Raw genomic sequence first — 26,285 nt, 5'->3', positions numbered from 1 at the left:
ATTCCAGGAGGCACCGCTTCGATGGCCACACCCTTGAGCATTCAGCTCTACACCCTCCGGGATGAGCTCGCCGCCGACCGCGACGGCACCCTGACCCGGCTCGCCGAGATCGGCTACCGCTCGGTCGAGACGTACGACCCGACGGCCGACCCGGCCGGCTTCCGCAAGCTCGCCGACGACCTGGGCATCTCGGTGACCAGCACGCACGCCTACGCCCTGTTCAGCAAGGAGGCCGGCGAGGTCTTCGACGCGGTCGCGGCCGTCGGCACCGACCTCGCCATCATCCCCGGCGGCATCGAGCACGAGGAGTTCACCACCCTCGACGGCCTGCGGCGCACCGCCGACCTGCTCAACGGCTTCGCCGAGCAGGCCGCCTCCCGCGGCATCAGGATCGGCTACCACAACCACTGGTGGGAGCTCGAGCCGCGGTTCGAGGACCGTACGGCGCTGGAGGTGCTGACCGACCTGCTCGCGCCGGAGGTCTTCCTGGAGGTCGACACCTACTGGGCGCAGGTGGGCGGCGCACACGTGCCGGACCTGCTGCGCACCCTGGGCGACCGGGTACTGGCGCTGCACGTCAAGGACGGACCGGGCGTCAAGGGCGAGGCGCACACCGCGGTCGGCCAGGGCGTCATCGACGTGCCGTCGATCCTGGCGGCCGCGCCGGACGCGGTGCGCATCGTGGAACTGGACTCCTGCGACACCGACATCTTCGAGGCCGTCGCCGCCAGCCGCGCCTACCTGACCGAGTTGGAGGGCCGATGAGCGCGGCCGCCCGGCCGGTGGGGGTGGGGCCGGTGGGGGTGGCGCTGGTCGGCGCCGGGGTGATCAGCGACCAGTACCTGACCGCGCTCACCGCCTTCCCCGACGTGCAGGTGCTCGGCGTGGCCGACCTGGACGTCGAACGGGCCCGCACGCAGGCGTCGGCGTACGGCATACCGGTCGCCGGCGACGTGGAATCGGTGCTCGCGGTCCCCGAGGTCGAGATCGTCGTCAACCTGACCATACCGGCGGCGCACGCCGAGGTTGCCACGGCGGCGCTGCGGGCCGGCAAGCACGTCTACGGCGAGAAGCCGCTGGCGCTGGCGCCCTCGGACGGGGCGAAGATCCTGGCGGAGGCGCAGTCGCGGGGCCTGCGCGTCGGCAGCGCACCGGACACGTTCCTCGGCGCGGGACTCCAGTCGGCGGCGCGGGCGGTGCGGGCGGGCCTGATCGGCGAGCCGGTCAGCGCCACCGCCGTCACCCAGGGCCCGGGCCCGGAGAGCTGGCACCCGAGCCCGGAGTTCCTCTTCCAGTACGGTGCCGGGCCGCTGTTCGACATCGGTCCGTACTACCTGACCGCTCTGGTGGCGCTGTTCGGGCCGGTGGCCCGGGTGGCGGCGACCGCCCGGCAGGCGCGGGCGCAGCGGGTGATCGGCTCCGGGCCCAAGGCCGGCACCGCCTTCGCGGTGGAGGTGCCCACCCATGTGCACGCCCTGCTGGACTTCGCCGGCGGGCCCAGCGCCTCGGCGACCTTCAGCTTCGACTCCTCGGTGCCGCGCCGGATGATCGAGATCACCGGTACGGAGGGCACGCTGTCGCTGCCGGACCCGAACACCTTCGACGGGCCGCTGCGGATACAGGAGTTCGGCGCCGAGGACTGGCGGGAGCTGCCGGTCACCGGGACCACCGCGGGCCGCGGCATCGGCGTGCTCGACATGGCCCGGGCGATCCGCGGCGGCGCCGCGCACCGCGCCTCCGGCGAACTCGCCCAGCACGTACTGGAGTTGATGGCCTCGGTCGCCGACTCGGCGCAGCGGCACGGCTTCGTCGGCCTGGAGTCGGCGGCGCCGCGCGCGGAGGTCCTGCCCGAGGGGTGGGACCCGAAGGCGGCGACGCTGAGCTGAGCCAGGCCCGCACGGCCCGACCCGGCTCGAGTCGAGCCCTCTTGACCCGGTCCTCGGCGGTCCCCACGACCGCCGCGGACCCGGCCGCCGGCACCCGGATCCGGCGGCCGTCACGACCGTCCGGCGGCCTCACCGGCCGCCGGGCAACCGGCCGACCATGTGCCGTGGGGGCGCGTGGTCGACCGACCGCCGGCATCCTGGGCCGGCGGTCGTCCGGACCGGCGGTGGACCGGCCGGGCGCCGCACCCTGACCGGCGCCCCGGCCGGAGGCGCGGCTGCGCGGCCGCCGCCACCGCCGTTCTCCGGTCGCCGGGCTGCCGGTTCCGGCGGCCGGGCCGTCCGGCCGGCCTGCCCGTGGGGGGACGGGTCGGCCGGACGTGCCTGTTTTCTATTGACGTGCCCATGCCCTCGCGCCACCCTCCGTACCAGCACCCGGCACGACCGCTTCCCCCGTGCCGTCCGAGAACGCCGACGAAGCCGTCCCGGAACGGAGTCCCTCTGGTGTTGACGTACGCACAGCACTTCACCCGCCGCAGGCGCGGCCGCACCGTCCTGCTCGGTGCGCTCCTGCTCCTCCTGCCGCTCCTGGTCACCACCACCCGCGGCGCGCCGGCGGCTCGGGCCGCCACGGGCTGCGTGTCCACCACCGACTGCCTGTCGAAGATGACGCTGGCCGAGAAGGCCGGCCAGATGACCCAAGTGGCCAACACCTACCTCACCAACAAGCAGGACATCGCCACCTACGGCCTCGGCTCGGTGCTCGGCGGCGGGGGCGGCGGCCCCAGCGGCGCGGGCGGGACCGCCACGCAGTGGGCCGACATGGTGGACGGCTTCCAGAGCTACGCGCTGGGGAGCCGGCTGGGCATTCCGCTGCTGTACGGCGTGGACGCCGTGCACGGCAACAACAACGTGCAAGGCGCCACCTTGTTCCCGCACCACATCGGGATGGGGGCGAGCCGGGACGCCGGCCTGGTCCAGCGCGTGGAGGACATCACGCGGCAGGAGGTGCTGGGCACGGGTATCCGCTGGTCGTTCGCGCCGTGCGTGTGCGTGGTCCGCGACGACCGCTGGGGCCGGACGTACGAGAGCTACGGTGAGGACCCGTCCGTGGTCTCGCCGCTGGCGGCAGCCGCCGTCCAGGGTTTCCAGGGCAGCTCGCCGGGGCCGACCTCGGTACTGGCCACCGCGAAGCACTACCTGGGCGACGGCGGCACCACCTACGGCACCGGCAGCAGCGGCTACCTGATCGACCAGGGCGACACCCGGCTGAGCGAGGCGGACCTGCGGGCCGTCCATCTGCCGCCGTACCAGTCGGCGATCAGCGCCGGGGTGGGCTCGGTGATGGTGTCGTACAGCAGTTGGAACGGGCAGAAGATGCACGGCGACAAGTACCTGATCACCGACGTGCTCAAGGGCGAACTGGGCTTCAAGGGCTTCGTCGTCAGCGACTGGGCCGGCGTCAAGCAACTCCCGGACAGCACCTACCCGGCCCAGGTGGCGGACGCGGTGAACGCCGGCCTGGACATGATCATGGTGCCGGACGACTACGTCGGCACCATCAACGCGATCGTGAACGGGGTGAACAGCGGCGCCATCCCGCTCTCCCGGGTCGACGACGCCGTCACACGCATCCTCGACGCCAAGTTCGCGCTGGGTCTGTTCGACCACCCGTACAGCGACCGCAGTTACACCGCCCAGGTCGGCTCCGCCGCCCACCGGGACGTGGCCCGGCAGGCGGTGCGCGAATCGCTGACCCTGCTGAAGAACGACGGCGGCGCCCTGCCGCTGCCGAGGACCGGCAGCTACTCGATCGTGGTGGGCGGCAAGTCCGCGGACGACCTGGGCAACCAGACCGGCGGCTGGTCTATCTCCTGGCAGGGGTCCAGCGGCACGCACACCACGGGCACCACGTTCTGGCAGGCGTTGCAGCAGGCGACCGCGGGAACGGGCATCACCGTCCAGAACGTCGGCACCCGCACCAAGGGCCGCTACTCCGCGGACGTCGGCATCTGGGTCGGCGGCGAGACGCCGTACGCCGAGGGGCAGGGCGACTCGTCCACCCTCGCCTTCGGCAGCGACAACTCCAGCCAGCTCGGCGACATCTGCTCGCGGGTGAAGACCTGCATCGCGATCCTCTACTCGGGCCGACCGGTGATCATCGGCGACCAGCTCCCCAAGGCGCAGGCGTTCGTCGCCGCCTGGCTGCCGGGGACCGAGGGCGAGGGCATCACCGACGTGCTCTTCGGCGCGGGCTTCACCGGAAAGCTGCCGGTGAGCTGGCCGAAGGCGGTGACCGACGAGCCGATCAACAGCGGGGACGGCAAGACCCCGCTCTTCCCGCTCGGTTACGGGATCACGCCGTACTGATCCGCCGGTGCCCGCCGGGACGGCGTGCGGTCCCGGCGGGCAGCGTCGGTCAACGCGGCAGGGCCAGGCGCTCCCGAGCCAGGCGGGCCGTCTCCGACGGGGTGCGGCCGACCCGGACGCCCGCGGCCTCCAGTGCCTCCTTCTTGGCCTGGGCGGTGCCGGTGGGGGCACCTCCGGCGAAGCCAGGGGGAGAGCCGGAGACGATGGCGCCGGCGTGGCCCATGGTCTTGCCCTCGGGCGCGGTGAAGCCCGCCACGTAGCCGACGACCGGCTTCGTGACGTTCTCCGCGATGAAGGCCGCGGCCCGCTCCTCGGCGTCGCCGCCGATCTCGCCGATCATCACGATCAGGTCGGTGTCGGGGTCGGCCTCGAATGCCGCCAGCGCGTCGATGTGCGTGGTCCCGATCACCGGGTCACCGCCGATGCCCACGGCGGTGGAGAAGCCGATGTCCCGCAGCTCATACATGAGCTGGTACGTGAGGGTGCCGGACTTCGAGACCAGGCCGATGCGGCCGGCCGAGGTGATGTCGGCCGGGATGATGCCCGCGTTCGACTGTCCGGGGCTGATCAGGCCCGGACAGTTCGGGCCGACGATGCGGACGCCGGCCGCCTCGGCGCGGGCGCGGAAGGCGACGGTGTCGTGGACGGGCACGCCCTCGGTGATGACCACGACCAGGGGCACACCCGCGGCCACGGCCTCCTCCACCGCGTCCTTGACGAAAGCCGGCGGCACGAAGACGACGCTGACGTCGGCGCCGGTGGCGGCCACGGCCTCCTTGACACCGCCGTGGACGGGCACCTCGGCGCCGGGGAAGGAGACGACCGTGCCCGCCTTGCGCGGGTTGACGCCGGCGACCACGGCGGCGCCGGCGGCGAGCATGCGGCGGGTGTGCTTCATGCCCTCGGTGCCGGTCATGCCCTGGACGAGGATGCGGCTGTCCCGGTTGAGGAAGATCGACATGTCAGTGCCCTCCGCTCACGGTGGTGGCCAGTTCGGCGGCGCGCGCGGCGGCGCCGTCCATGGTGTCGAGCCGGGTGACCAGCGGGTGGGCCGCCCGGTCGAGGATCGCCCGGCCGGCTTCGGCGTTGTTGCCGTCGAGGCGGACGACCAGCGGCTTGCTGACCTCCTCGCCCTTGGACTTCAGCAGCTCCAGGGCCCGTACGATGCCGTCGGCCACCGCGTCGCAGGCGGTGATGCCGCCGAAGACGTTGACGAACACCGAGCGGACATCGCGGTCGCCGAGGACGATCTCCAGGCCGTCGGCCATCACCTGGGCCGAGGCGCCGCCGCCGATGTCGAGGAAGTTCGCGGGGGCCGCGCCGCACCGGGCGACCACGTCCAGAGTGGACATCACCAGGCCCGCGCCGTTGCCGATCACGCCCACGCTGCCGTCCAGCTTCACGTAGTTCAGGCCCTTGGCGCGGGCGGCGGTCTCCAGCGCGTCAGCCCCCGCGCCGGTGCCGGTGCCGGTGCCGGGCGCGGCGTACTGTGCGTGCCCGGGGTGCAGGAAGGCCGCGTTGTCGTCGAGGGTGACCTTGCCGTCCAGGGCGAGGATCGCGCCGCCGGTGGTGCGCACCAGCGGATTGACCTCGACCAGCAGGGCGTCCTCGGCGGCGAACAGCCGCCACAGCGCCATCAGGACGGGCACGGTGGCGTCCGGCAGCCCGCCGGCCGCGGCGATCTCGCGGGCCTTGGCCTCGGTGACGCCCTCCTCGGCGTCGACCGGTATCCGGGCCAGGGCGTGCGGGCGGGTGGCGGCCACCTCCTCGATGTCCATGCCGCCCTCGGCCGAGGCCATGGCCAGGAAGCCGCGGTTGGCGCGGTCCAGCAGGTAGGAGACGTAGAACTCGGCCTGGATGTCGGCCGGCCGGGCCAGCAGTACCCGGTGGACGCGGTGCCCCTTGATGGTCGTGCCGAGGATCGCGGCGGCGTGCCGCTGCGCCTCGTCGGCGGTGCGGGCGATCCGTACGCCGCCGGCCTTGCCCCGGCCGCCGGTCTTGACCTGCGCCTTGACCACGGCGGCGCCGCCGAGCCCGAGGGCGGCGGTGCGCGCGGCGGCCGGGTCGTCGGCAACTCGGGCCGGTGGGACGGGCACTGCGTGGCGGGCGAAGAGTTCATGTGCCTGGTACTCGAAGAGGTCCATCGTCAACACGCCTTCCGGTGAAACGGGTTCGACGGGAATCCGGTGCATGCCCCTGGACATCGGCCTACTGATGCGGGATAACCATCTGCATACAGTATTCGTGTCCTGTATGCAATGTACAGAAGCGCGTACAGCTACTGGAGCGAAGGGACTGAACTCCCCATGCCAGACGGCACTTCCGGCACTTCCGGCACCCGGAGCAGCGGCACCGCCGACGCCTCACCAGCCGCGCAGGGCGGCTCCCCGGGGCTGATCTCGGGCGGCCACCTGGTCGCCAAGGCCCTGAAGGCGGAGGGCGTCGACGTCATCTACACCCTCTGCGGGGGCCACATCATCGACATCTACGACGGCTGCGTCGACGAGGGCATCCAAGTCGTCGACGTCCGTCACGAACAGGTGGCCGCGCACGCCGCCGACGGCCGGGCGCGGCTGACCGGCCGGCCCGGGGTGGCCGTGGTCACCGCGGGCCCGGGCACCACCGACGCCGTCACCGGCGTCGCCAACGCCTTCCGGGCCGAGAGCCCGATGCTGCTGATCGGCGGTCAAGGGGCGCTCAGCCAGCACAAGATGGGCTCGCTTCAGGACCTGCCGCACGTGGACATGATGACGCCGATCACCAAGTTCGCGGCGACCGTCCCGCACACCGGCCGGGTGGCCGACATGGTCTCGATGGCCTTCCGCGAGTGCTACCACGGCGCTCCGGGGCCGTCGTTCCTGGAGGTCCCGCGGGACGTGCTGGACGCCAAGGTCCCGCTGGAGTCCGCCCGGATTCCCGCGGTCGGCCACTACCGGGCCTCCACCCGCGGCGCGGGCGACCCGGACGACGTCGAGAAGCTGGCCGACCTGCTCGTGCACGCCGAGCGGCCGGCGATCCTGCTGGGCAGCCAGGTGTGGACCACCCGCGCCACCGACGCGGCCGTCGCCCTGGTGCGGTCGCTGAACGTACCGGCGTACATGAACGGCGCCGGCCGCGGCACCCTGCCGCCCGGCGACCCGCACCACTTCCAGCTCTCGCGCCGGCACGCGTTCGCCGGGGCCGACCTGATCGTCGTCGTCGGCACCCCCTTCGACTTCCGGATGGGGTACGGGCGGCGGCTGTCACAAGCGGCGACCGTGGTGCAGATCGACCTGGACTACCGCACCGTCGGCCGCAACCGCGACATCGACCTCGGTCTGGTCGGCGACCCGGGCCGGATCCTGGCCGCGGTCACCGAGGCGGCCTCGGGGCGGATCAACGGGGGCGCGGCCCGGCGCAAGGAATGGCTGGACGAATTGCGCGCGGTCGAGGCCCGGGCGCTGGAGAAGCGGCTGCCGCAACTGCGCTCCGACTCCTCCCCCATCCACCCCTACCGGCTGGTCAGCGAGATCAACGACTTCCTCACCGAGGACTCGATCTACATCGGCGACGGCGGCGACATCGTCACCTTCTCCGGGCAGGTGGTGCAGCCCAAGTCGCCCGGCCACTGGATGGACCCCGGCCCGCTGGGCACCCTCGGCGTCGGCGTGCCGTTCGTGCTGGCCGCCAAGCAGGCCCGGCCGGACAAGGAGGTCGTCGCCCTGTTCGGGGACGGCGCCTTCAGCCTGACCGGCTGGGACTTCGAGACCCTGGTCCGCTACGACCTGCCGTTCGTCGGCATCGTCGGCAACAACTCCTCGATGAACCAGATCCGTTACGGCCAGGCCCAGAAGTACGGGCCGGCGCGCGAGCGGGTCGGCAACACCCTCGGCGACGTGCACTACGACAAGTTCGCCCAGATGCTGGGCGGTTACGGCGAGGAGGTGCGCGACCCGGCCGACATCGGCCCGGCGCTGCGCCGCGCCCGCGAGTCCGGCAAGCCGTCGCTGATCAACGTCTGGGTCGACCCGGACGCGTACGCCCCCGGAACCATGAATCAGACCATGTACAAGTGAGGAGGCGCTGCCATGGCACCGACGGCGGCCACCGCGCTCGAGGGCATTCGCGTCCTCGACATGACCCACGTCCAGTCCGGGCCCTCGGCCACCCAGATCCTCGCCTGGCTGGGCGCCGACGTCCTCAAACTCGAGGCGCCCACCGGCGACATCACCCGTAAGCAGCTGCGCGACCTGCCCGACGCGGACAGCCTGTACTTCACGATGCTCAACGGCAACAAGCGCAGCATCACCCTCAACACCAAGACCGAGCGCGGCAAGGAGCTGCTGACCGAGCTGATCCGCCGCTCCGACGTGCTGGTGGAGAACTTCGGCCCCGGCGCGGTGGACCGGATGGGCTTTCCCTGGGAGCGCATCCACGAGATCAACCCCGCGCTGGTCTACGCCTCCATCAAGGGCTTCGGCGAGGGCCCGTACACCCGCTTCAAGGCGTACGAAGTGGTCGCGCAGGCGATGGGCGGCTCGATGGCCACCACCGGCTTCGAGGACGGGCCGCCGCTGGCCACCGGCGCGCAGATAGGCGACTCGGGCACCGGGATGCACCTGGTGGCCGCGGTGCTGGCGGCGCTGCTCCAGCGCACCCGCACGGGGCGCGGCCAGCGGGTCAACGTCGCCATGCAGCACGCGGTGCTCAACCTGTGCCGGGTCAAGCTGCGCGACCAGCAGCGGCTGGCGCACGGACCGCTCGCGGAGTACCCGAACGAGGACTTCGGCGACGAGGTGCCGCGGTCGGGCAACGCCTCCGGCGGCGGCCAGCCCGGCTGGGCGGTGCGCTGCGCGCCCGGCGGCCCCAACGACTACGTGTACGTGATCGTGCAACCGGTCGGCTGGGCCCCGCTGACCACCCTGATCGGCCGCCCGGAACTGGCCGCCGACCCGGACTGGGCCACGCCCGAGGCGCGGCTGCCCAAGCTCGGCAAGATGTTCCAGCTGATCGAGGAGTGGACCGGCACGCTGCCCAAGTGGCAGGTGCTCCAGGCGCTGAACGCGCACGACATCCCCTGCGGTCCGATCCTGTCGACCAGGGAGATCATCGAGGACGACAGCCTGCGGGCCAACGGCATCGTCGTCGAGGTCGAGCACCCGCAGCGCGGCGCGTACGTCACCGTGGGCAGCCCGCTGAAGCTGTCCGACTCCTCGGTGCCCGTCACCCGCTCGCCACTGCTCGGCGAGCACAACGAGGAGGTCTACGTGACCGAACTGGGCCTGGCCGCCGACGAACTGGCGGGCCTGCGGACGGCGGGGGTGATCTGAGCGATGGAGCCCGACAGGGCCGCCGTGGCGGCCGTGCTGGACCAGGTGCGGGCCGGCGGGCGCACCGCGCTGACCGCGCCGGAGGGCAAGCGGATCGCCGACGCGTACGGCATCGCCACCCCGGCCGAGGGGCTGGCCGCCGACGTGGACGAGGCGGTCGCGCTGGCCGACCGGATCGGCGGCGAGGTGGTGCTCAAGGTCGTCTCGCCGGACATCCTGCACAAGTCCGAGGCCGGCGGGGTGGTGACGGGCCTGCGCACCGCGGCGCAGGTACGGGCCGCCTTCCACCGGATCTGCGAGAACGCCAGGGCGTACGCGCCGCAGGCCCGGATCGAGGGCATCCAGGTGCAGCAGATGCTGCCGCCGGGCCAGGAGGTCATCGTCGGCGCGGTCACCGACCCGACGTTCGGCAAGGTGGTGGCCTTCGGGCTCGGCGGGGTGCTGGTCGAGGTGATCCGGGACGTGACCTTCCGGCTGGCGCCGGTCACCGCCGACGAGGCGCTGGCCATGCTGGACTCCGTCAAGGCCGCAGAGGTGCTGCGCGGGGTGCGCGGCGCCCCGCCGGTGGACCGGTGGGCGCTGGCCGAGCAACTGCGCCGGGTCTCCCGGCTGGTGTCGGACTTCCCCGAGATCGCCGAGGTCGACCTCAACCCGGTGATCGCCACCCCCGAGGGGGCGGTGGCCGCCGACATCCGGGTCATCCTCGACGACCACCAGCCGCCCCCGCGCCCGCGGTTCACCCGCGAGGAGATCCTGGCCTCGATGGACCGGCTGATGAAGCCGCGCTCCGTCGCGGTGATCGGCGCCTCCAACGAGGACGGCAAGATCGGCAACTCGGTGATGAAGAACCTGGTGAACGGGGGCTTCGCCGGCGACATCCTGCCGGTCAACCCGAAGGCCGACGACATCCTGGGCCGCAAGGCGTACCGCAGCGTGCTGGACGTGCCCGGCGAGGTGGACGTGGCGGTCTTCGCCATCCCGGCCCGGCTCGTGGCGCGGGCGCTGCGCGAGGTCGGCCGCAAGGGCATCCCCAACGCGGTGCTGATCCCCTCCGGGTTCGCCGAGACCGGCGAGCAGGCACTGCAGGACGAGGTCACCGCGATCGCCCGCGAGTACGGCATCCGGCTGCTGGGGCCGAACATCTACGGCTACTACTCGACCTGGCAGGACCTGTGCGCCACCTTCTGCACGCCCTACGACGTCAAGGGCGGCGTGGCCCTGACCTCGCAGAGCGGCGGCATCGGCATGGCCATCCTCGGCTTCGCCCGCACCACCGGCACCGGCGTGTCGGCGATCGTGGGCCTGGGCAACAAGTCCGACCTGGACGAGGACGACCTGCTGACGTACTTCGGCGAGGACCCGCACACCGAGTGCGTGGCCATGCACCTGGAGGACCTCAAGGACGGCCGGGCGTTCGTGGCCGCCGCGCGGGCCACCGTGCCGAAGAAGCCGGTGGTGGTGCTCAAGGCCGGCCGGACCTCGGCCGGGGCGCGGGCGGCCGGCTCGCACACCGGCGCGCTGGCCGGCGACGACAAGGTGTACGACGACATCCTGCGGCAGGCCGGCGTGATCCGGGCGCCGGGGCTGCGGGACATGCTGGAGTACGCCCGGGCGCTGCCGGTGCTGCCCACCCCCAAGGGCGACAACGTGGTGATCATCACCGGCGCCGGCGGTTCGGGGGTGCTGCTGTCGGACGCCTGCGCCGACAACGGGCTGGACCTGATGGAGATCCCGCCGGACCTGGACGCGGCGTTCCGGGCGTTCATCCCGCCGTTCGGCGCGGCCGGCAACCCGATCGACATCACCGGCGGCGAGCCCCCGGCCACGTACGAGGCCACGATCCGGCTCGGGCTGGAGGACCCGCGGATCCACGCCCTCGTCCTGGGCTACTGGCACACCATCGTCACCCCGCCGATGGTGTTCGCCGAAGTCACCGCGCGGGTGGTCGCGCAGGCCCGGGCCAAGGGCATCGAGAAGCCGGTGGTGGCCTCGCTGGCCGGGGACACCGAGGTGGAGGCGGCCGCGGCTTATCTGTTCGACCACGGTGTCGTGGCCTATCCCTACACCACCGAGGCGCCGGTGGCGGCGCTGGGCGCCAAGTACCGGTGGGCCCGGGCCGCGGGACTGCTGCCCACGCCTTCGGCGCACTGACGCACGGGGACCGACCCACTGACCCACGCAGCACGGACGCACTGAGCACTGAGCACTGAGCACTGAGCACTGACGCACCGAACTCACTGACGCACAGGTGACGACGGGCCCGGCCGCGAGCCGCGCGGCCGGGCCCGCCCCGAAAGCCAACGAGAGAAGTCTCCAGGGGGCGCTGGCAGGTTCTCTTCGCGCAAGGGGAGTGAGATGACAACGACGTCGGCCTCGACATCGGCACCGTACCGGGAAATACGTGACAGCAATGGCCGGGTGTACCGGGTGGGCGAGAGCCCGCAGGACATCCTCGGCGGCCCGCGCAGCCTGATGATCTGGCTGCCGTGGGCCGCGATGTTCGGCATCAGCGTCGCCGAATACGCCTACGGATCGGCCGAGGACACCCTCTCCTCGGTGCACCACTGGACGAGCACCAACACCTTCTGGCTGCTGGGCATCTGGACGGTCTTCCAGGCCGGGGTGTCCTTCCCGACCGGGCGGCTGCGGGAGAAGGGACTGCTCAGCCCGCGCCGGGCCACCCTGATCGGCGCCGTGCTGGCCGGCCTCGGCTTCGTCGCCCTCAGCCACGCACCCGACCTGGCCGTGGCGATCGGCGGGTTCGGCGTCCTCGGCGGCGCGGGCGCGGGCATGGTCTACTCGTCCTGCATCAACATCGTCGGCAAGTGGTACCCGGAGAAGAAGGGCGGCACGACCGGGTTCGTCAACGGCGGCTTCGCGTACGGGTCGGTGCCGCTGATCTTCGTCTTCACGTACTGGTTCGACGAGGGCGACTACCACCGGGTGCTGGACCTGGTGGGCGTGTACGTGCTGATCGTCGTCGCCGTCTGCGGAATGTTCTTCAAGGACCCGCCGAAGAACTGGTGGCCGGCCCAGGTGGACCCGCTGGCGTACACCCGGAACCGGGCGAGCAACTCGTCCCTGCGCAAGAACCCGCCCGCGGTACGGCAGTTCGAGCCCATGGAGGCGATCAGGACCGGGATGCTGCCGCTGATGTGGCTGTGCCTAGTGCTGATCGCGGGGGTGTCGATCTTCGGCATCGCCTTCCAGGTGCCGTTCGCCAAGAAGGAGGGCTTCGGGCCGCTGGTGGCCGCCTCGTCCGCCGGTGTGCTGAGCCTGGTCAACGGCACCGGGCGGGCCGCGGTGGGCTGGGTGTCGGACCGGCTGGGCCGCAAGCAGTCGCTGATCGGCGTGCTGGTGATCGAGGGGCTGGCCCAGTTCGGGGTGCTGTGGTCGGGGGACGCGGGCAACGAGCCGCTGTTCCTGGCCTTCGCCTTCCTGTCCGGCTTCGGCGGCGGCGCGTTCTTCCCGATGTTCGCGGCGCTGGTGCCGGACTACTTCGGGGAGAACAACAACGCCTCCAACTACGGCCTGGTCTACAGCGCCAAACTGGTCAGCGGGCTGGCCGGCAGCGGTCTTGGCAGCATGGTGGTGGCCGCCTGGGGCTACCACGGGGCCTACCTGATGGCCGGCGCCGCGGGGCTGCTGTCGGCCGCGCTGGCCCTGCTGCTGCGGCAGCCCGGCCGGACACCGCTGCGCCGGATCCGGCCCAACCCGCGGCCGATCAGCCGCGAGATGACGTGACGGACGCGGCCGGCCGGACACCGGCCGGCCGCCGGAATGCCCGGGCCGGTGCGGCGGCTCGGCGGCGGGCCGCGGTCACCGGCTCCCAGTCACTGTCGGCCCCGGTCACTCGCCTTCGGTACGGTCGGCGCGCTCGTGGTAGGAGGCGCGGGTGTGCTCGGTGTGGGCGCGCATGATGCGGGAGGCGGCGGCCTCGTCGCGGGCGGCGATGGCGTCGATCAGCTCACGGTGCTCGCGCCAGGACTGCATGCCACGGACCCGGGCGACCGGCGTGTAGTACCAGCGGACGCGCTGGTCGACCTGGGCGGCGAGTTCGGCCAGCACCGCGTTGCCGGCCAGGGACATCACCTCGGCGTGGAAGGCCGCGTTGGCGGCGACCACCGCGTCCACCTCGTCGGCGCGCACCGCGTCCTCGCCCTTGGCGCACAGCTCCCCCAGCCGCTCCAGGCCCTCGGTGGTCGCGTGGGCGGCGGCCAGCCGGGCGGCCTCGGTCTCCAGCAGGGCGCGCACCACCAGGAGTTGGTCGGCCTCGTCCTCGGTGGGCTCGTGCACGAAGGCGCCCTGCGCGGGGCGCAGGTCCACCCAGCCCTCGGTGTTCAGCCGTTGCAGCGCCTCGCGGACCGGCTGCCGGGACACGCCGAGCAGGCCGGCGAGTTCGGTCTCCACCAAGTGCTGGCCGGGGCGCAGCGCACGGGACGTGATGAGTTCGAGCAGCGCCTCGTAGACCCGTTCGCGCAGCGGCCCCGGGCGCTCCAGCTTCGGCACCGCGCCGTGCGGCAATCCGGTGGACAGCATCCGCGTCCCCCTCTTCCTGGTCTTCCCGGCTCCCGCCCGCCGGGCCGGCACGGGCCCGGCCGATTGGTTTTCGTCTACAGTCTACCGAGTACAGCCAGTTGGCACAGCGGAACCACAGGTGACGCTCTTCACACCCCGCCGCCCGACCCTACGGCCGCACGCACCGCCCAACAGCCCCGGAAAAGCCGGGAATCGGGGCCGCGCAGACACCTTGCCCCCTCAAAAAGAATACTGTAGACAATATTTTGTCGACTGCAAGTGCAACTGCCGCTCCCCCGACCGGATCGGAGCCCCCTGGTGAAAGTCGCTGTTGTCGGCGCCGGAGCCATCGGCGCCTATGTCGGAGCCGCCCTGCACCGGGCCGGCGCGCAGGTCCATCTCATCGCCCGCGGCGCCCACTTGGCCGCCCTGCGGGAGCACGGCGTACAAGTCCTGAGCCCGCGCGGCGACTTCACGGCGCACCCGCGGGCCACCGACGACCCGCACGAGATCGGACCCGTCGACTACGTGTTCCTCGGGCTCAAGGCGAACGCGTACGCCGCCAGCGGCCCGTTGGTCCACCCACTGCTGCACGAGCGCACCGCGCTGATCGCCGCCCAGAACGGCATCCCCTGGTGGTACTTCCACGGACTGCCCGGCGAGCACACCGGGCGCCGGCTGGAGAGCGTGGACCCCGGCGGCGCCGTGTCCGCCACGCTGCCGCCGGAGCGCGCCATCGGGTGCGTGGTCTACGCGGCCACCGAGGTCGCCGCGCCCGGCGTCATCCGGCACCTGGAGGGCACCCGGTTCTCCATCGGCGAGCCCGACGGCACCCTGTCCCCGCGCTGCCTGGAGTTCAGCCGGGCCATGGTGGCCGGCGGCCTCAAGTGCCCGGTGGAACAGGATCTGCGCAACGACATCTGGATCAAGCTGCTCGGCAACATCTCGTTCAACCCGATCAGCGCGCTGGCCCGGGCCACCATGGCCGAGATCTGCGGCCACCCCGACGCCCGCGAGCTGGTCGCCGCGATGATGCGGGAGACCCTGGAGGTCGCGGCCCGGCTGGGCAGCCGGCCGGAGATCTCCGTCGAGCGGCGGCTGGCCGGCGCCGAGCGGGTCGGCCACCACAAGACCTCCACCCTCCAGGACCTGGAGCGCGGCCGGCCGCTGGAACTGGACGTGCTGCTGGCCGCCGTGGTCGAACTGGCCGACCTCACCGGGACGCCGGTGCCCACCCTGCGCACCATCCACGCGGTCGCCGACCTGCTGAACCGCACCACGTCCGCCGGCCCGGCATGAGCCCGGAATGAACGCGGTCCCGCGAAGAACGTGCCCGCGGGCGAGCGGTGCAGCGCGCCGCACGCCCCGGCCTGACCCGGCGGCGCGCCCGCGGCACGGGTGAGGGGCCGGCCGACGGGATGCGCCCCCTGGGCCGGCCGGCCCCTCCGCTCAAGTGGTGCTCAGTGCAGTCGTGACGAGCGCGGACCCGCCGGTCACGGGTAGCTGACCAGGTACTCCACGTTGTGGCTCGGGGTGACCTGGCCGCCGGTGTTGTCGATGATGTGGTTGATGGTGCCGTCGCCGCCGAGGACGGTGGTCACCATGCTGTGGAACTTCACCGACGCGGTGGTGGGCACCTCGATGGCGTGGCCGAGCACCACCGACGGGTTGTCCCGCAGGTAGGCGTAGACCCCGACGCCCCAGGCCTCGTGCGTGGTGACCGAGTTGGCGACCTTGTACGAGGCGTAGCCCAGGTCACCGCCGCTGGTGGTCCAGCTCCCCTGGTCGGGCACGTCGTACGGGGTCTCGCTCTGGTAGAAGTACACGCGGCCGCCGTTGGCGTTCCAGGTGGTCTGGTACTTCTCGTAGTGCTCGACGGCCAGGCCGTAGATGGTGACGTTGGCGCCGTTGACGATCAAGCCCTGCATGGCGGGGTTGGTGTTCCAGCCCACGCCGTTGGAGTGGTCGCCGCGCCACAGCCACAGGTCGTCGCCGATGACGTTGGCGCTGTTGATCACCAGCGTCTGGGTGGCCTTGCCGGCGATGTCGCCGCCGACCCGGAAGAACACGTCCTGGAGCACGGTCGGGTCGGTCGCGTGGCTCGCCGTCGCGCCGGCCGGGCCGACCTGCATGAGGGTGGCCGAGTTGGTGGTGTTGGCGCTGATCAGCAGGCCCGCGATGTCGATGCCGTCGACGTCGGCGGTGGTGATCGCGGTGACGCCGTTGTCCGGCACCAGGGTGGCCAGGCCCATGCCCAGCACGATCGTGTCGGGCCGGGTGATGTTCAGCGCCGAGGACAGGTGGTAGACGCCCGGGGTGACCAGCAGGTTCTTGCCGGCGGCGAGGGCGGCGTTCATGGTGTCGGCGGTGTCGCCGGGCTTGACGATGTAGAACTGGCCGATCGGGATCGAGGTCCCGGCCGGAGTGCCGTTGATCCAGTCCGGGCCCTGGGCGTTGGTGCGCAGCGCCGGGGAGAACACCTGCCAGTTGCCGGAGCCGTCCACGTACAGGAACGGCTTCTCCTTGGTCACCGGGCTCTGCGCGACCGTGGTGTAGGGCGGGTTGGGGAAGCTGGTCGCGGGGGCGTTGGTGTCGCCGACGAAGACCATGTTCCAGTTGCGTCCGGTCCAGCCGCCGTCCATCGCGGTGTCCTTGGTCAGGAACTGCTGCTGGGTGCCGGAGTTGATCTGGCCCGAGACCCGGGAGTCGCCGACGTAGCCGCCGCTGGACCAGTTGCCGGAGGTCCCGTGCGTGTTGTCGTAGAGCAGCATGCCGCCGTGCACGTCCATCCGGCGGAACGGGTCGGCCTGGGAGACGGCCCACATGGTGCTGCCGGAGCTGGGGCTGACCGACATGTTCTCCACGTCGCGCCAGAAGTTCTGCGTGGCGTTGCCGTCGCTGGTGTGGCCGGCCACGTGGGTGGTGCCGCCGGTGATCGACACCTGGTCCGGCGACAGGCCGAGGCCGGAGACCTGGGTGTAGTAGCCGACCGGGATGTCGACGTTGTAGGTGCCCGGCATGAACAGCATGGCGTTGCGCTGGGTGCCGAACTCGTTGCCGACCTGCGCGTTGTAGACGGACGTGATCTTCGACTGGATGGTCGCGGCGGACATCGACGGGTCGAAGACGGTCACGTTCGGGCCGAAGTCCGGCGTGCCGGCCGGCGGGGGCGGCGTGGTGCTGCCCGAGCCGAGGGTGAACGACTGGGCGGCGGTGCCGTTGCAGGTGTACTGCTGCAACTGGACGCTGTCCGCGGTGGAGGCGCTGGGCACGTCCAGGCACTTGCCGCTGTTGCGGTTCACGAAGTGGTACGCGCCGGAGGCCTCGGCGACCGGCTGCCACTGCTGGTTGGCGCCGCCGCCGTACAGCCAGAGCTGGGTCAGGGCGCCGTCGGCGGTGGACACGTTCGTCTCGTCCCAGACCTGGTCGGGGGCCGAGGCGGCGCCGATCCGGTAGTAGCCGGAGTCCGTGGCGGTGAACTGCCAGGTCTGGGCGGTGGTGCCGTTGCAGGTGTACTGCTGCACCGCGGTGCCGTTGGCGGTGGCCGCGGCGCGGGCGTCCACGCACTTGCCGCTGCCGGAGTTGACCACGGTGGTGGCGCCGGCCGGGATGGTGGCCGCGCCCGCTTGGGGGGCGGAGATCAGCGCGATGCCGGCGGCGGCCGGCAGCAGGGCGGCCGCCACGAGAGCGGTTCGTCCGCGATGGCGGTGATGGCGAGCAAGCACGGCGGAGGTGTGGGACACGCGTGTCTCCTCGGTCGCGTTGTGGGGGCGCGATGCGGATCGGACGCTAGGGGCCGCCCGCCCGGGGCGTCAATACACATCAAAAAATAAGTCGTGAACTATCCGTGCGGGCACCGGGAACACGCAGGGCCCGGCCGCACCGGCCGGGCCCTTCCGCGCAGTTGGCGGCGCTGCTCCGGGGAGCAGGGGCGGAGGTCAGGGCAGCACGTGGGTGACCAGCAGGCCGATCAGCAGCACGCCGACCACGATCCGGTAGCCGATGAAGGAGTTGAAGGAGTGACGCTGGACGAACCGCAGCAGCCAGGCGATCGAGGCGTAGGCGACCACGAAGGACACCAGCGTCCCGACGGCCAGCGCGGCCTTGGGCACACCGCCGCCGGTGGCGTCCTTCAGCTCGTACAGCCCGGCGCCGGTGAGCGCGGGCAGGCCGAGGAAGAACGACAGCCGGGTGGCGGCCACCCGGTCCAGATCGCGGATCAGGGCGGTGGAGATGGTGGCGCCGGAGCGGGAGAAGCCGGGGAAGAGCAGGGCGAGGATCTGCGACGTGCCGACGATCATGGCGTCCTTGGCCGTCACGGCGTCCTCGCCGCGCTTGAACCGGGCCATCTGCTCGGCGCACCACATCACCACGCTGCCGCCGATGAGTGACAGGGCGACCACCCACAGCGACCCCAGGGGTCCGTCGATCAGCGACTTGGCGGCCAGGCCCACCACGACGATCGGGACGGTGGCGTAGATCACCCACCAGGTGAACCGGTAGTCGTGGTTCTCCCGCTGGTCCCGGTGGGCCAGGCCGCGCAGCCACGCGCCGACGAACCGGACGATGTCGCGGAAGAAGTACACGAAGACCGCGGCGATCGCACCGACCTGGATGACGGCGGTGAACCCGACGACGGCATCGTCGTCGACGGGTATGTTCATCAGCCCCTCGGCCATCTTCAGATGCCCGGTGGAGGAGACCGGAAGGAACTCGGTCAGCCCCTCCACCACGCCGAGTACGACCGCCTGCCCGGTGCTGATGACACTCATGGGTTGCCCGTCCCCTGAATTCTTCCGTACGACTGCCTCCGTACGACGACACGCATGCAGTCATACGGTGTGATCAGGGGCGCGAGTTTAGAAGACGCGGCCGGCCCGCCGGGCGGCGGGCCGGTCACGGTCAGGCCACGGAGAAGTCGTCGCCGTAGACGGCTCCCTGTGCGTACCAGCCGTGCAGGTACACGGTGACGGTGCCGTTGGCGCCCGTGGTGAAGGGCACGGTCAGCTTGGTCCAGCCGGTGCTGCTGGTCCAAGTGCTGGCCGAGGCGCCGCCGCTGACTCCCACGTAGGCGTAGGAGCCCTGCACCCATGCGGTGAGGGTGTAGGAGTGGTTGGGCTGGAGCGTGACGTTCTGGTCGCACTCACCGGTCTGCGACGAGGTCGGGTTCACGTGCAGGGCGTACGAGCCGGCGTGCGCCGGGCTGGTCACCACGCCGCCGCCGGGCTGGCAGGTCCACGGCGACAGGCTGCCGGTCTCGAAGCCGCCGTTGACCACGCTGCCCGAGCCGCCGCTGGATCCGGTGACGGTGAGGGTGTACGTGGCGGTGTGGCTGCCGGAGGCGGCGGTGCCCTTGACGGTGAGCGGGTACGTACCCGGCGCCGCGGACGCGGTGGTGCTCACCGACAGCGTCGCCGAGCCGCCGGCGGTCACCGAGGCCGGGCTGACCGAGGCGGTCACGCCGGCCGGGGCGCCGCTGACCGACAGGGCCACGGACTGGGCGGAGCCGGACGAGACGGCGGTGCTCACCGTGGCGGTGGTGGAGCCGCCGGGCGCGACCGAGCCGGACGCTGGGGCGAGGGAGACCGAGAAGTCGTTGGCCGGCGGGGGCGGGGTGGTGCCGCCGCCGGTGAACGGCTCGAAGGTGTGGCTGAACTGCCAGGTGCTCTGCGCGATGCCGGAGCAGGAGTCGGAGCCGCCGGTGCCGGCGCAGTTGCCGTTGTCCCGCTGGAGCGCCCAGAAGGACAGGGTGTTGATCCCCTTGCTGACCGCCCAGTTGTAGACGGTGGTGGCGTTGGCCGTGGTGAAGGTCTCGGCCGGGCCGTAGTCGTCGATACCCGGCATCTCGGTCACGCCGACCATGTTCCACAGCTGCGCGTCGGTCTTCGACGGGTAGAGCTGGGCGAGTTGGTCGTGCAGGCCCTGCGCCGCGGTCTGGGTGTCGGTGGCCATGTTGTGCGTGGCACCGTCGTAGTAGTCGAACGTCATCAGGTTGACGACATCCAGGCGCACCCCGTTGGACACCGCGTTCTGCAGCACCGAGAAGCCCGAGCCGTCGCCGAGGCTGCCGGTGGTCAGGCCGTGCGTGGTGGTCGGCAGGGTGTAGGAGAACTGGACGGTCCGGCCGTTGGCGGCGGCCCAGTCCTGGACCATCTTGACCGCCTTGTTGCGGCGGTCCAGGCCGGCGCTGTTGGTCAGCGAGTTGTCCTCGATGTCCAGGTCGATCCGGCTGACGTCGTAGGTGGTGACGACCTTCTCGTACGCGGCCGCGATCGTGGCGACGTCGGTGCAGCTGTCGGCGATCTCGGTGCCCGCGTTGTCGGCGGCGTATCCGCCGAAGGACGGAATGGCGTCGCCGCCGCCGGCGTGCAGGGTGCTGATGTCGCTGCCGAAGCTGGAGGAGGCGATCGGCAGGCCGGTGTCGCCGTTCCAGTACGGGGTGCACGAGCCGTGGGACGGCGTCTGGATGAACGCCATCGTCAGGTACTTGTTGCCCGAGGCGGAGGCGAGCCCGGACAGGCTGTCGCCGTTGTACGCCTCGAAGTACGGGGCGGCGACGTGGGTCGGCAGCGGGGTGGCGGCGTGCGCGGTGCCGGCGCCGCCGAGCAGCGCCAGCCCGGCCGAGGCCGCGGCGGTGGCGAGCCCGGTCAGCAGGGCCTGGGGGCGTCCCCAGCGGCGCCCGCGGGACGGGGTGGAGGGTCTGCGAACGGGTCCGGTCATGGACCGCGCTCCCTTCGACGGTGGGGGGTCTCAGCACGGGGAGGTGCTGGTCTGGACCAATACTCTTGGTCTGGACCACCCAACTGTCAAGGGTCCTAACAAATAATGGGGTTGTGTGCCGGTACGGCGACACGCGCGGGCCGCCGCCGCGCCCGGCAGGCGCGGCGGCGGCCCTGGATCACCCGATGTCAGCGCAGCAGGCTCGTGACGGCGAGCGCCGGGACGAACCGGGCCGCGTCGAGTGTGCCGACGCCGGTGGCCATGTCGTACCCGTTCACCGCGGTGTAGCCGGTGACGCCGTCGTAGGTGTTGTTCGTCCCGTCGTTCACGTCCACGATCCCGGTGAACTTCGGGTTGCCCTTGGCGAGCTGGTACAGCGCCCGGTGGATGTCGCCCACCCGGTGCCCGGCGACCTGGTCGGCCAGCGCCACGATGCCCGAGAACAGCGGGCTCGCCTCGCTGGTGCCGCCGTAGACGTCCCAGCCGACGGCCGTCGGGTCGTAGCTGGAGTACACCCACGCGCCGCCGTCCACGGCCGCCGCCATCGAGATGTCCGGCGTGCCGCGCTGCGCTCCGACGACCGACTTGACGCCGTCCTGGTACGAGGGCCGGGCGAAGACGTGCGACTGGCCGCCGCCGCCCGCGCCGTAGTCGTTGTACACGCTGTCCGGGGCGATGCGGTTGCCCGCGTCGTCCAGGTGCAGCTGCGTGCCGCCGATGGAGGTGACCAGCGGGTCGGCGGACGGCCAGGAGTTCACCTGGTACGGGTAGTTGTGGCTGCCGTCCTCGACCGCGTCGGTGGCCCCGCCGTCGCCGGAGGAGCCCAGCACGGTCACGCCGTGCTTCTGCGCGTCCTTGAAGGCGTAGCGCAGGTTCTGGATGCTGGAGAAGTCGCCCTGGTCGAAGCCCGGGAAGGTGTTCTCGGTGGCCCCGAAGCTCTGGGTGATCACGTCGCCCACGCCGTGGTCGACGAGGTACTTCTCCGCGTCCATCATCTCGGGCAGGCCGGTGACGCCCTCGGTCTCGGCGACCCCGGTCTCCACCAGGACGATGTGCGCGTCGGGCGCCACGGCGTGCGCCATCTCGACGTCCAGCGTGGTCTCGCCGGCCCACCCGGTGTGGTCGGGGTTGGTCGGGTCGAACGGCGGGACGTCGCCCCACTTGACCACCTGCACATGCGTGCTGGCGATGCCGAACTGGGCGCTGTAGACGTCCAGGTCGTGCTGGATCGTCGGCGAGCCGAACGAGTCCACGATCACGATGGTGCGCCCCTTGCCGGTCACCCCGGCCCGGTACAGCGGCTTCAGGTCGTAGGCCTGCCGGTACTGCAGCGGGGTGTAGCAGTTGATGCCCCACTTGGCCTGGCACTGCGCGAGGGTCAGCGGGCTGCTGGCCCCCTTGACCAGGTGGTGGCCCACCACGGCCGGCACCGCCTTGACCGGCGCGGCACGGTCGGGGGCGGCGGTGGCCGAACCCGCCGTCGGAGCAGCTATCAAAGCGGCGGCGGCCAGAGCCGTGGCTCCGACCGCCGCGGCCGCGGCACGGGGCCGCGGACGACGTGTGCGCATGAACTCTCCTCGACTGGAGATCTCCTCGGTGGGACGACCGCACGGAGCGGTTCGGCTGATCACATCGGGAGATCATGCGCAGGACAAGCGGCTTCGCCGCATGCTGCCGGTCGTTTTACCCGATCGGCCTATTTCTTTGCGGTCGCTTGACTCACTGTCAGCGGGCACAGCGGCCGGGCGGCATCGGCCCGGCAACGTACCCCGCACGGAACGCACCGACGATCGGTCAGGACACGATGTCCTTGCCCCGGAAGCCGCGGAAGGCGAGCGCGGCCAGCACCACCGCGTAGGCAACCGACACCGAGACGCCCTGGAGCATCCCGGTCCACTCCAACTGTGGCTGGATCGCGTCGGCCCAGGAGAACTGCCAGTGCGCGGGCAGCACGTCCCGCCAGGAGCCCAGCGCGGTCACCGCGTCCAGCACGTTGCCGACGATGGTCAGCCCCACCGCGCCGCCGACCGCGCCCAGCGGTGCATCGGTGACCGTGGACAGCCAGAACGCGAGGGTCGCGGTGACCAGGGAGTTGACGAAGATGTAGGCCACGCAGATGGCCAGCCGCGGCAGGGCGTCGCCCGAGGAGAGCGAGCCGCCGGTGGGCAGCTGGAGGTCGCCCCAGCCGTACGCGACCGTGCCCGCGGCCAGCGCGACGGCCGGCAGCAGCACCAGCGCGGCGGCGCTGAAGCCGAGCGCCACGGCCAGCTTCACCCCGAGCAGCCGGGCCCGCGGCACCGGCGCGGCCAGCAGGTAGCGCAGGCTCGACCAGCCCGCCTCCGAGGCGACGGTGTCCCCGCAGAACAACGCGACCGGCACCACCAGGACGAACCCGGAGGAGACGAACAGGCAGGTGGCGCAGAAGTTGGGGCCCGAGGCGGTGGCGACGTCGATCAGGGTGGGGCCGTTGCGGCCGCCGCCGCTGGGCGTGCCGCCGATCGCGAAGGCCGCGATCAGCACGAACGGCAGCGCCACCAGCAGCGCCCCCACGATCATGGTCCGCCGCCGGCGCACCTGGCGCCGGGTCTCGACCCGCAGCCGCAGCGTACGGCCGGGACGGTAGCCGGGCGCGGTCAGCGTGCTCATGCAGAGCCTCCGATCAGGGTGAGGAAGGCGTCCTCCAGCCGGCGGTGCGGGCCGACCCGGGACACCGGCACGCCGAGCCGGACCAGTTCGGCGACGAGCTGCGGCGCGGTGATCGTGTCGAGCACGGCCAGCAGACCGTCCTCCTCGCGGACCGCGGTGGCCACCCCGGGCAGCGCGGCGACCTGGTCCACCAGGTCCTGCGCCACCTCGCCGTCGACCCCGACGAGCACGGTGTCCGCGGAGCCGACGATCTCGGCGACCGGCCCGGCCGTCACCAGCCGGCCGCGGTCCATCACCACCAGGTGCGTACAGCTCTGCTCGACCTCGGCCAGCAGGTGGCTGGAGACGATCACGGTGCGGCCGCCGGCCGCGTACCCGATCAGCACCTCGCGCATCTCGCGGATCTGCGGCGGGTCGAGGCCGTTGGTGGGCTCGTCGAGGATCAGCAGGTCGGGCAGGCCCAGCATGGCCTGGGCGATGGCCAGGCGCTGCCGCATGCCCTGGGAGTACGTACGCACCGCCCGGTCCAGCGCCTCGCCGAGACCGGCGATCTCCAGCGCCTCGGCGAGGTGCGCGTCCTGCTCCGGGCGGCCGGTGGCCTGCCAGTACAGGTCGAGGTTCATCCGGCCGGTCAGGTGCGGCAGGAAGCCGGCGCCCTCGACGAAGGCGCCGACCCGGGAGAGCACCGGCGCCCCGGGCCGCACCGCCTCGCCGAAGATCCTTATCTCGCCCTCGTCGGGCCTGATCAGTCCCATCAGCATGCGCAGGGTCGTGGTCTTGCCCGCGCCGTTGGGCCCGAGCAGGCCGAGCACCTGGCCGGGTTCGACCCGGAAGGACAGGTCGCGCACCGCGTACCGGTCGGCGGATTTGGCGTACCGCTTGGTCAGGCCGCTGATCACCAGCGGGACCGCGACCAGCGCGGGGTCGGCCGGGCGCGGGCGCAGGCGGCGGCCGGTGAGCAGCAGCGCGGCGGCGACCAGCACGGCCAGCGGCGGCAGCGCCCACACCCACCAGGGCAGCGGCGCCGCGTCGGCGGTCAGCGCGGTGTCGACCGGCACGGCCAGCGCCGGGGCGGCCAGTGAGACCGTGACGCTGGCGGGCGCGGCCGGGGAGGCGTAGCCGAGGTCGGTGGTGGCCAGCACCAGGCGCATCCGGTGCCCGGCGGCGAAGTCGTGGTCGACGGCGGGCAGCCGCAGCCGCACGGCGACGCCCTGCGGCGAGCCCTTCACCCGGACCGGCGTGACCAGCGAGGCCGGCAGGGTCTCCTTGCCGTCCGGCGCGACGTCGTACAGCTTGCCGAACAGCACGGTGTCGGGTGCCGACGTGGCCACCTCGACGGTGACCGAGGGCGAGCCGGTGAGGGTGAGCGAGCGGCGCAGCCGGGCGGAGTCGAAGCGGGCGTACTGCCCGGGGAAGTCCAGCGCGAGGCTTGCCCCGAACTGGGCGAGCTGGCTCAAGGCCCCGGCTCCCGGCACCGCCGAGACCGCGGGTGGCGCGCCGCCGGCCGGGTTGGTGATCTGCTGGGCCCTGCCGCTGAGGGTGACGCGGCGCTCCGCGGTGCCGTCCAGGCCCGGGTAGCGCCCGCCGTGCGCGCCGCGCAGCACCACGCTGCCGTCGGTGGAATTCAGGCCACCGGTACGGGTGACGCGGAACGCCGGACCGGTCGAGCCCTTGCCGCCCTTGAGGTAGTGGTCGAACCAGGCGGTCACCCGGCGGTCGATACGGGCGTCCTCGGTGTCGCCGCCGTCGTGGCCGCCGGAGATCCAGTCCACCGACACGGGGGCGCCGTTGGCGCGGATCGCCGAGGCCATCGCGTCGGCCTGGTCGAGAGTGAAGAGGGAGTCGGTCTGGCCCTGCACGATCAGCGCGGGCACCTTGATGCGGCTTGCGACCGCGGACGGGCTGAGCGCGGTCAGCTGCCGACGGGCCGCGTCGTCCGGGGTGCCGGTGGCCGCAACCCGCTTGTACAGGGCGCAGATCGTGGGGGCGAAGCGGCCGCACACCGGGTCGCCGTCCGCGGACGGCGGGCCGGGGGCTCCGGCGGGCGCCGACGCCGCGGGGGCCGTGCCCAGCGGGGAGGAGCCCGCACCGGAGGGCGCCGAGCCGCCGGAGAAGAAGATGCCGGCCCACAGCTTCTTGTACACGTCGCCCGGGAAGAGGGCGTCGCTGAGGTTCCAGTACGTCTCGCGTGGTGCGATGGCGTCGATGCGGTGGTCGTAGCCGGCCGCGAGCAGGGAGATCGCGCCGCCGTACGACACGCCGGAGATGCCGACCCGCGGGTCGCCGGGGGCGTCGAGCCGTACCTCGGGCCGCTTCGCCAGCCAGTCGACCAGCTTGCTCACGTCGGCGACCTCGCCGTCCGGGGCGTTGAGCCCGATCTGGCCGCCGGAGCGGCCGAAGCCGCGCGCGGACCAGGTCAGCACGGCGTATCCGTGCCGGGCCAGCGATTCGGCCTGCCCGCGCACGTCGTTCTTGGTCCCGCCGAAGCCGTGGCCGAGCAGTACGGCCGGCCGGCGGCCCGGGCCGCCGGCCGTGAAGTACGACGTGTCCAGCCGCACCCCGCCGGCCCCGGCGATCGTCCCGTCCACCCGGTGCACCTGGGCTCCGCCCCCGGCCACCGCACTCCCCCCGACCACGCCCCCACCCACCACGAGCACCGCCACCGCGGCCCCCACGGCAACCCCTCGCCACCGGCGCGGCCATCGAAGATCCATCCCTGGATCCTAAAGGCCCCCTCCCCCACCCCCCGCCTCCGCCCGCCCCACACCCCCCCTTTTCCCCGACGCCAGCCTCCGGCGGGTAGCCGGGGCGGGGGCCCTTCGCCGGCGGCGCCGCCCAG

At 72.3% G+C, this 26,285-nt stretch carries 17 protein-coding genes; 8 read left to right on the top strand and 9 right to left on the bottom strand.

What is annotated here, in order from left to right:
• The first annotated feature begins 21 nt into the window (after nt 1–21).
• The 3 genes from ITX44_RS39795 (at nt 22) to ITX44_RS39785 (ending at nt 4,253) form a co-directional block, all read left to right on the top strand.
• Nucleotides 22–765: a sugar phosphate isomerase/epimerase family protein gene (locus ITX44_RS39795; protein WP_205364893.1), complete on the top strand. Its 744-nt coding sequence runs from the start codon at nt 22–24 to the stop codon at nt 763–765.
• Entirely contained in the window at nt 762–1,886 is a 1,125-nt protein-coding gene (locus ITX44_RS39790; RefSeq protein WP_236062490.1) for a Gfo/Idh/MocA family protein, read from the top strand. Before ITX44_RS39795 ends, ITX44_RS39790 begins: the two co-directional genes overlap by 4 nt.
• Nucleotides 1,887–2,387: 501 nt before the next feature.
• The gene (locus ITX44_RS39785) at nt 2,388–4,253 is read left to right on the top strand and encodes a glycoside hydrolase family 3 protein (protein ID WP_307795708.1); all 1,866 of its coding nucleotides are present in this window, start codon (nt 2,388–2,390) and stop codon (nt 4,251–4,253) included.
• A gap of 49 nt (nt 4,254–4,302) precedes the next feature.
• On the opposite strand, the gene sucD is transcribed toward ITX44_RS39785, so the two are convergent.
• Nucleotides 4,303–5,214: a succinate--CoA ligase subunit alpha gene (sucD, locus tag ITX44_RS39780; protein ID WP_205364891.1), complete on the bottom strand. Its 912-nt coding sequence runs from the start codon at nt 5,212–5,214 to the stop codon at nt 4,303–4,305.
• A gap of 1 nt (nt 5,215) precedes the next feature.
• Nucleotides 5,216–6,397: an ADP-forming succinate--CoA ligase subunit beta gene (gene sucC / locus ITX44_RS39775; RefSeq protein ID WP_205364889.1), complete on the bottom strand. Its 1,182-nt coding sequence runs from the start codon at nt 6,395–6,397 to the stop codon at nt 5,216–5,218.
• Nucleotides 6,398–6,559: 162 nt separating this feature from the next.
• Here sucC and ITX44_RS39770 point away from each other — a divergent pair, with 162 nt between their 5' ends.
• From ITX44_RS39770 to ITX44_RS39755, 4 genes are all read left to right on the top strand, one after another.
• Nucleotides 6,560–8,308 (top strand): thiamine pyrophosphate-binding protein, encoded by a 1,749-nt coding sequence (locus ITX44_RS39770; protein ID WP_236062489.1) that lies wholly within the window; start codon nt 6,560–6,562, stop codon nt 8,306–8,308.
• Between the two features lie 12 nt (nt 8,309–8,320).
• Complete coding sequence (frc, locus tag ITX44_RS39765) at nt 8,321–9,562, top strand: formyl-CoA transferase (RefSeq protein WP_205364887.1); 1,242 nt, start codon at nt 8,321–8,323, stop codon at nt 9,560–9,562.
• 3 nt (nt 9,563–9,565) lie between these two features.
• A complete protein-coding gene (locus tag ITX44_RS39760) occupies nt 9,566–11,713 on the top strand; it encodes an acetate--CoA ligase family protein (RefSeq protein WP_205364880.1) in 2,148 nt (715 codons plus the stop codon).
• 204 nt (nt 11,714–11,917) lie between these two features.
• Nucleotides 11,918–13,306 (top strand): OFA family MFS transporter, encoded by a 1,389-nt coding sequence (locus ITX44_RS39755; RefSeq protein WP_205364877.1) that lies wholly within the window; start codon nt 11,918–11,920, stop codon nt 13,304–13,306.
• Between the two features lie 105 nt (nt 13,307–13,411).
• Here the strand turns inward: ITX44_RS39755 and ITX44_RS39750 are convergent, their stop codons facing one another.
• Nucleotides 13,412–14,101, bottom strand: a complete 690-nt coding sequence (locus tag ITX44_RS39750; protein ID WP_205364875.1) for a GntR family transcriptional regulator — start codon at nt 14,099–14,101, stop codon at nt 13,412–13,414.
• Nucleotides 14,102–14,398: 297 nt separating this feature from the next.
• Between ITX44_RS39750 and ITX44_RS39745 the strand changes: the two genes are divergently transcribed.
• Complete coding sequence (locus tag ITX44_RS39745) at nt 14,399–15,379, top strand: 2-dehydropantoate 2-reductase (protein WP_205364873.1); 981 nt, start codon at nt 14,399–14,401, stop codon at nt 15,377–15,379.
• Nucleotides 15,380–15,573: 194 nt separating this feature from the next.
• On the opposite strand, the gene ITX44_RS39740 is transcribed toward ITX44_RS39745, so the two are convergent.
• The 6 genes from ITX44_RS39740 to ITX44_RS39715 all read right to left on the bottom strand — a co-directional run bounded on the left by ITX44_RS39740 (nt 15,574) and on the right by ITX44_RS39715 (nt 26,160).
• Nucleotides 15,574–17,823 (bottom strand): pectate lyase-like domain-containing protein, encoded by a 2,250-nt coding sequence (locus ITX44_RS39740; protein WP_372441104.1) that lies wholly within the window; start codon nt 17,821–17,823, stop codon nt 15,574–15,576.
• A gap of 195 nt (nt 17,824–18,018) precedes the next feature.
• Complete coding sequence (locus ITX44_RS39735) at nt 18,019–18,852, bottom strand: undecaprenyl-diphosphate phosphatase (RefSeq protein ID WP_205364871.1); 834 nt, start codon at nt 18,850–18,852, stop codon at nt 18,019–18,021.
• A 130-nt stretch (nt 18,853–18,982) separates the two neighbouring features.
• Complete coding sequence (locus ITX44_RS39730) at nt 18,983–20,800, bottom strand: carbohydrate binding domain-containing protein (protein WP_205364869.1); 1,818 nt, start codon at nt 20,798–20,800, stop codon at nt 18,983–18,985.
• A gap of 188 nt (nt 20,801–20,988) precedes the next feature.
• Nucleotides 20,989–22,368: a S53 family peptidase gene (locus ITX44_RS39725; protein WP_205364867.1), complete on the bottom strand. Its 1,380-nt coding sequence runs from the start codon at nt 22,366–22,368 to the stop codon at nt 20,989–20,991.
• 226 nt (nt 22,369–22,594) lie between these two features.
• Nucleotides 22,595–23,446 carry an ABC transporter permease gene (locus tag ITX44_RS39720; RefSeq protein ID WP_205364865.1) on the bottom strand — a complete coding sequence of 284 codons (852 nt, stop codon included), beginning with the start codon at nt 23,444–23,446 and terminating at the stop codon, nt 22,595–22,597.
• Entirely contained in the window at nt 23,443–26,160 is a 2,718-nt protein-coding gene (locus ITX44_RS39715; protein ID WP_205364863.1) for an alpha/beta fold hydrolase, read from the bottom strand. Before ITX44_RS39715 ends, ITX44_RS39720 begins: the two co-directional genes overlap by 4 nt.
• Between the last annotated feature and the right edge of the window lie 125 nt (nt 26,161–26,285).

Origin of the sequence: Actinacidiphila acididurans (assembly GCF_016918855.1) — a bacterium.
GTDB classification, from domain to species: domain Bacteria; phylum Actinomycetota; class Actinomycetes; order Streptomycetales; family Streptomycetaceae; genus Actinacidiphila; species Actinacidiphila acididurans.
The sequence above is the reverse complement of the archived record's forward strand: the minus strand, read 5'-3'. Positions and strand labels throughout refer to the sequence as shown.